This is a genomic window from Fulvivirga sp. (assembly GCF_040218215.1).
Taxonomy (GTDB): domain Bacteria; phylum Bacteroidota; class Bacteroidia; order Cytophagales; family Cyclobacteriaceae; genus Fulvivirga.
Genome location: NZ_JAVJQL010000029.1, coordinates 46,272 through 53,222, shown reverse-complemented (window position 1 = coordinate 53,222; position 6,951 = coordinate 46,272). Strand labels below are relative to the sequence as shown.

Annotated in this window: 5 protein-coding genes; 1 reads left to right on the top strand and 4 read right to left on the bottom strand. The window is 37.9% G+C overall.

The window, feature by feature from the left end; translation table 11 throughout:
• The 3 genes from RIB54_RS22020 to RIB54_RS22010 all read right to left on the bottom strand — a co-directional run.
• Positions 1-1,438, bottom strand: a 1,438-nt coding sequence (locus RIB54_RS22020) for a hypothetical protein (protein WP_502879627.1), incomplete at its 3' end; no start/stop codon positions are given.
• 18 nt (positions 1,439-1,456) lie between these two features.
• Positions 1,457-1,681, bottom strand: coding sequence for a hypothetical protein (locus tag RIB54_RS22015; RefSeq protein WP_350103048.1), 225 nt, complete (start codon positions 1,679-1,681; stop codon positions 1,457-1,459).
• A 340-nt stretch (positions 1,682-2,021) separates the two neighbouring features.
• Positions 2,022-2,513, bottom strand: a complete 492-nt coding sequence (locus RIB54_RS22010) for a hypothetical protein (RefSeq protein ID WP_350103046.1) — start codon at positions 2,511-2,513, stop codon at positions 2,022-2,024.
• 156 nt (positions 2,514-2,669) lie between these two features.
• Between RIB54_RS22010 and smc the strand changes: the two genes are divergently transcribed.
• Positions 2,670-6,215 (top strand): chromosome segregation protein SMC, encoded by a 3,546-nt coding sequence (gene smc, locus RIB54_RS22005; RefSeq protein WP_350103045.1) that lies wholly within the window; start codon positions 2,670-2,672, stop codon positions 6,213-6,215.
• Here the strand turns inward: smc and RIB54_RS22000 are convergent.
• Entirely contained in the window at positions 6,212-6,946 is a 735-nt protein-coding gene (locus RIB54_RS22000; RefSeq protein ID WP_350103043.1) for a TrmH family RNA methyltransferase, read from the bottom strand. The two genes, smc and RIB54_RS22000, sit on opposite strands and share 4 nt — an antisense overlap.
• Positions 6,947-6,951 lie beyond the last annotated feature (5 nt).

The following is a 6,951-nucleotide window of genomic DNA, read 5'->3' as shown; positions in this document are numbered from 1 at the left end:
TGCTCAACGTGCCTGCACCGTCATGCGTCCACAAAATACTTAATTCATTCGTGATTACTGCATCAGTAACCGTGTACGCTGCATTACTACACGTCTCATCTGCTGCTCCTGCATCAACCGTTGGCTCAGCTGTAATCGTTAGAGTCATTTGATCTTGAGCATTGACACAAGGTGCTGTAGCAAAAGCTGTTAAAGTAAAAGTAATTGTTGCCCCTGCATCAGCCGGAACTGGATTGTATTCTGGGGTTAAGGTCGTTTCTGTACCGCCTGTGATCGTTCCTGATCCATCATGCACCCATGATAAACTCGCGAAATTCGAAGCACTTGCTCCAATACTCTGTGAAGAAAAATTATAAGGACTATTAACACAAGTTGCCTCATTACTGCCTGCATCAACAGTGGCGGCAGGCACTATATCTATTTCTACTGACCCTGTCATAGTTTGATCTAAGCACGATCCTTGAGATGCAATGATGGTGATGACATCACCATCCACAAAATCTGTATCAGTAAGAGAAAAGGTTAGATTACCACCATTTCCGGTTTCGAAACAATCTGCACAAGCCGCAATAGATCCATTGATATAAATGTTATACTCCACATCTGGTTCAGGGGCTACAGCCAGGTCACTTCCTAACAGCACTATGTCTGTTCCTTCACCGTCACACACTTGCCTTAATCCTGTATTTTGCAAGCTATAAGTATTTGGTGATGGATCTGACAACGCTATCGTAGCATCAATTAACTCAGCACTACAAACCGAATAATCATCAAGTACTTCGATCTCATATTGTCCTCCTGGCAAACCAACTACGCCTAAATCTGTAGCCAGATCAAGTGTAATGGATGTTGTTGCTGGAACATTATTTATTGTTAAAGGAAGACCAGTCAGTCCATTATCAGAACTCCAAGTATAACTAATCGAACCGCCACCTACTAAATCCAGTGACCCTCCGGTCACTTGCACTTCTACTTGTCCATCCGGTCCAAAAGGTGCAAGTTGACATGTACTATTGTCACCTGTGTTAGCTGTTGCTGAGATTAAGATATTATTTAAATCAAATAAAAACACTCCATCAAGAGCATTAAAAATACCTCTGTCTATATCATCTGTGCCGTCTGAAATATAAAACCTAAATTCTCCACTTTGTAGTCCGGTACCTGCCTGCCCCAGCCAAGTGAAGGTATCCCCAACATTAATTGATACTGTTCCGAAATTACTTGATGATGGGTTGGGGCCAATAATAGGATTTAAATCGGCAGATGCCGCATTCGCTGAAACTAAAGTAAAATCTATATAACCATTATTTGATCCATCACAAGGATTGCTAACAAACACATCAACTTCAAGTGCTCCAGAAGTAAAAGTAGTAGTTTGCGCTTTCAAAGATGGCGCAATTAAAACAACAAAGAGAAGAGTAATTAATTTCCTAAGCATAAAATAACTGATCAAACATTAATTAACAGTAAATTCAGACTTCTTTTTACATCCCTGTTTATCAATGACAAAATAGATGTACTTTCCCTTTTTTAAATTTTCAACTACTTTTTGATTTTTCGAGACCAATTGATCATCAGGTCCAAAAAGAAAATAACTTATTGCCTCGGAAGAACTCTCGACATCAAATTCCACTATTCCATTATCTAGTCCATTAGTAGAATCTGTAATTTTCAATTCCACTTTAAAGTTTGAACAATCCCCTAAATCAAATCCAAGAGCATTGTATCCCGACAAAGAGGAAATTAAGAAGAGTATTAAAAACAATCTGTACATCTCAAAAAAAGTAATGATTTGACACCACTATATATAGTTTAAAAAATCAAAGTAACCGTCTTTTAAAAATTGCATTTTATTAACAGTGTACTAAAAAGTAAAGATGTGCGTTTATTTCATAATTTCAAATCATAAAGCCACCTAATCGGTCAATTTAGCGATATAAGTAATATAATTATAGGAAATAAGAGGTTTTATCAAGAAAAACACCTCTTTTAAAGATGAAAAGTAAATATTTAGATAATATTTAGTATTTTCTGTTTAATATTTCAGATAAGATTATAGCCTTTTTAGCACTTTCGTCATCCTGCAATAGCTTTGCATACTCACTTTCTTCCTCCTCAGTATCTTCTTCTGAATAACCTTCAAAATGTGTGAAATTTCCGGTATGACGATCATCTCCATGGGAGGCCTCTTCATACTTTTTGGAAGCCGCTACTGACTCTTCAAATATTCGTTGGATTTCTGTCTCATCTTTATAGTCAAAATCTTCGTAATCAACCACTTCAGGCTCCTGACGTTTCGGAGCACTCGGTGGTTCTTCGGTAAACTCTTTAAGCAGGTCTTCAAAAGACATTGGCGCTTTTTTCTGGCCTTGGCCGCTTGAGTGGTTAGTCTTGCGCTGTCCCGTAGCTGGTGTTGCTGTTTTATTGGGCACTTCCTTCTTCTTCTTTAGCACCTTTGATACAATGCCAAACAGAATCAAGATTATATATACGACTATTTGAATATCATCCATAGTATGACAAATTTATCAATTTAAATTATAAATTTGTTGGCCTTTCTTCATTCTATAACTAGAATAGTGAAGAACTTCTGATCTTCTAAGAATATGCCTCATACGGCCTGTTTAGAGGTCAAAAATTAAATTCATAACACAAACTATTGTTGTTCAATGCAATTATCTAAGCTTGAAATTAAAGGTTTCAAAAGTTTTGGCGATAAGGTGACCATCAATTTCGATGAAGGTATCACCGGTATTGTTGGACCTAATGGTTGTGGAAAATCCAATATTGTAGATTCAATAAGATGGGTGCTGGGAGAGCAAAGCAGTAAAACACTACGTTCTGAGAAAATGGAGAATGTCATTTTCAATGGCACTAAAAAGCGCAAGCCTACGCAACTGGCAGAAGTATCGCTGACCTTTAGCAATACTAAAAACCTTTTGCCCACAGAGTACTCCCAGGTAACATTAACAAGAAGGTATTATAGGTCAGGTGAAAGTGAATATTTACTTAATGGTGTCACTTGCAGATTAAAGGACATCACTAATTTGTTTTTAGATACAGGTATTGCATCAAACAGCTATGCCATTATTGAGCTGAAAATGGTAGATGACCTGCTTAACGATAAGGACAACTCTCGCAGAGGCCTTTTTGAAGAAGCTGCAGGGATTACCAAATTCAAAAAACGCAAGAAAGAGACCTTAAAAAAGCTTACAGATACTGATGCTGACCTCGAGCGTGTAGAGGATTTATTGTTTGAGATAGAGAAAAACATGAAGTCGCTGGAGCGCCAGGCCAAGCAGACTGCTAAATATTATGAGCTAAAAGAAGAATATAAAGCCTATAGCATTAAGCTGGCCCGATTGACAATCCAAAAGTCTACACAACTTTATCAATCTCTATCAAAAAACATAGAGGCTGAAAATGATAAGAAGATAAGCCTTAACAAACAGGTGAAAGAAAAAGAAGCTCAGCTTGAAAAGTCTAAAGCCGATCTTATTTTAAAAGAGAAAACCCTGGCTTCCCGTCAAAAGGCGTTGAACGAACATGTCAACAAGATTCGTCAGTACGAGAGTGAAAAGAAGATCAAAAATGAGCGTCTTCGCTATTTAAATGATAAGTCTGAGAGTCTGAGAGACCAGATACAGCAGGACAAGAAAAGTAATGAAAGGGCGGCATTCAGTATTGAAAGCCTTACACAGGAAAAAAACTCTGCTGAAAAGATGTTTCTTGAAATAGAGTCTAAAGTGGCTTTATTGAAAGAAGATTATGAAAGCCAAAAGATAAAAACCTCAAGGTTACAGGAAGAACAGAATACTGTAAGGCAACTTCTTAAAAATAAGCAGGAGGAAGTTTATCAGCTGAAAAAATCTGTGGAGATAAAGGAGCTGCAGCTATCCTCTTTAAAGCAAGAGCTAGAGAAAACTTCAACAGATACTTCTGCACAAAATGCCAGTTTGTTGCAATTTGACAGAAAAGTAAATGAGCTTGAAGAGCAACTGAAAGTTAAAAACAAGGAGCAGGCAAAGAGAAAGGAAGCACAGACTGACCTTGAAAATAGAATTACCTCGACTGAAAAAACCATTGAGGTAATTAGAGAAGAGCTAAATCAAACCAACAGGAAACTTGATGCCCGTCAGAACGAATTTAACCTGACCAAATCTTTGGTTGAAAACCTAGAGGGCTTCCCGGAGGCTATCAAATTCCTGAAGAAAAAAGCAGGATGGAAAAAGAATGCCCCTCTCCTTTCTGATATCCTTACCTGTGATGAAGAATATCGTGTAACAGTAGAAAACTATTTGGAGCCTTTACTCAACTACTACATAGTTGACAAAGAAGCCGATGCCTATGAGGCCATTAATATCCTTAGCGATGCAGCAAAAGGAAAAGCCAACTTCTTTATTCTGGAGTCATTTGAAAAGTTTACGGCCGCTGATGCCAAAATTTATGACAATGCATTCCATGCTACAGAAATAATGGAGTATGACGGTAAGTATAGAAAGCTCATGGCCTATATACTTGATGGGGTTTACATTTTTGAAGGCGATTATAAGAATTTACCCCAGGATGATAACAATACGTTCATTACCAAGAATGGAAAAGTTACAAAACGGAGGTTCAGTCTTTCGGGTGGATCAGTTGGCCTGTTTGAAGGAAAGAAAATAGGTCGTGCTAAAAACCTGGAGAAGCTAGAAAAGGAAATAAAGCAGTTGAGCAAAAAGCTTAGCGAGGTTGAGCAAAGCTTGTCTGAAAAGCAAAAGGAACTGGGAAAGCTTAAGTCCAGCTCTTTAAAAGAAGAAATAGAGACTACTCAGGAGGACATTAACCATGTCAATGAAGAGTATATTTCGATAAAAACCAAGCAAGAGCAATTTAGCAAGATGCTTTCTGATGCAGATATGCGTAAAGAGGACATCATTGCTAAAATTGATGAGCTGAATGAAGAAATTCAGGAAAGCAAGCCAAGGGCTGAGCAGGAAGAAAAAGAGCTTGCAATATCAGATACCAAACTCTCTTCATTAACGGCTGACCTTACAGAACAGACAGAGTTACTGCAAGAAAAAAGTGCTGCTTTTAACGAACAAAACATCTTTTTTCATCAGCAAGATAACCGAGTTAAGAGCATTAGTCAGGAGATTGAATATAAGCAAGATGCATTTAACAGTAGTAAAGAAAGGATTGAGAAAAATCAGGATGAGCTAAAGCAAACTGATGAGGAGATAAAGGCATTACTTGCCAAAAATGAAACCAATGATGATGAGTTGGTGGAGATGTATTCTGAGAAAGAAAGCATTGAGCAAGGCGTAAATGAAGCCGAAAAAGAATATTATTCTGTTAGAGGTAGTATTGATGAAATTGATAAAAGTGAAAGGGAGATTCAGCGTAGCAGAGAGAATGTAGATGCCATTATTATGGAACTACAAAACAAACTCAATGAAACTAAATTAGAGTTAAGCTCTGTAAAAGAAAGGCTTTCTGTAGAGTTCAATATCGATTTGGACAGTCTGATGGAAGAGGAAGAGGCTGACACTAAAGAGGAGTCGGTTGATGAGTCTTCTTTGCGTGAGGATGTTCTGAAAATAAGAGATCGTATGGAGCGAATAGGGCCTATTAATCCTATGGCCATGGAAGCTTATAACGAAATAAAAGAAAGAAATGATTTCATTGTAGAGCAGCGCGAAGATTTACATAAGGCCAAGGAATCGCTACTGGCAACTATTGATGAGATAGACACAGTAGCGAAAGAGACCTTCCTTGAAGCTTATGAGAAAATCAAGGAGAACTTTGTAAAAGTATTTAGAAGTTTGTTTACGGAAGAGGATGATTGTGATCTTCGACTGAGTGATCCTGAAAACCCATTAGAATCAAGCATTGAAATTATAGCCAAACCTAAAGGTAAGCGGCCATTGACTATCAATCAGCTCTCTGGTGGTGAAAAGACACTTACAGCGACTTCACTCCTTTTTGCCATTTACCTTATCAAACCAGCACCCTTCTGTATTTTTGACGAGGTGGACGCACCCTTGGATGATGCAAATATTGACAAGTTCAATAACATCATAAAAACTTTCTCGAAAGACTCTCAGTTCATCATTGTGACGCATAATAAGCGGACAATGGCCAGCACTGATATTATTTATGGCATTACCATGATTGAGCAGGGTGTTTCCAGAGTAGTGCCAGTAGATTTAAGAGAGCTTGCTGATGATATTTAACTTCTGATTGCATTGTCGCAGACTATGGCCGCGGCCATGGCTACATTCAATGATTCAGCACCACCTATTTTTGGAATAGTAATTTTGTGATCCACCAGCTTTTCAATTCTTGGTGATATGCCATTGGCTTCATTGCCAAAAACAATTATACAGCCTTTCTTAAAACGGGTTTTATGAATATCGTCACCCGCCATAAATGTGCCATATACAGGGAGCTGAGATTCCTTAATAAGTCTTTCTAAATCCCCATAAACTACTTCTACTCGTGTAAATGATCCTTTCGATGCTGAGATCACTTTTGGATTATACAACTCTGCCGTTTCCTCCGAGGCTAAAATAGTATTGATACCATACCAGTCTGCCACCCTTAAAATTGTTCCCAGATTGCCGGGATCATTAATGTCATCCAAGGCGAGATAAAGCTTATCAGCATCTGCTTTTTTACCATCTGCAACTGGCATCTCGACTACCGCGAGAGCAGCATTGTTAGATTTTAAGGTGCCTACGTCTGTTAATTGTTTTTCAGTAACCTTTAATACTTCCAAACCTTTAAGTTGATTCGAAAACTGCTCATAAAACTGTTCTGTACACAATACCGTTCTTACATTAAAATGAGAGTTTATGACTTCCAAAGTACTTTTTGACCCTTCCACTAAAAACAGTTGTTCCTGCTTTCTGTATTTTTTTAATTGCAGTGATTTAATGAACTTCGCTACCGATTTGGACATCATAATAG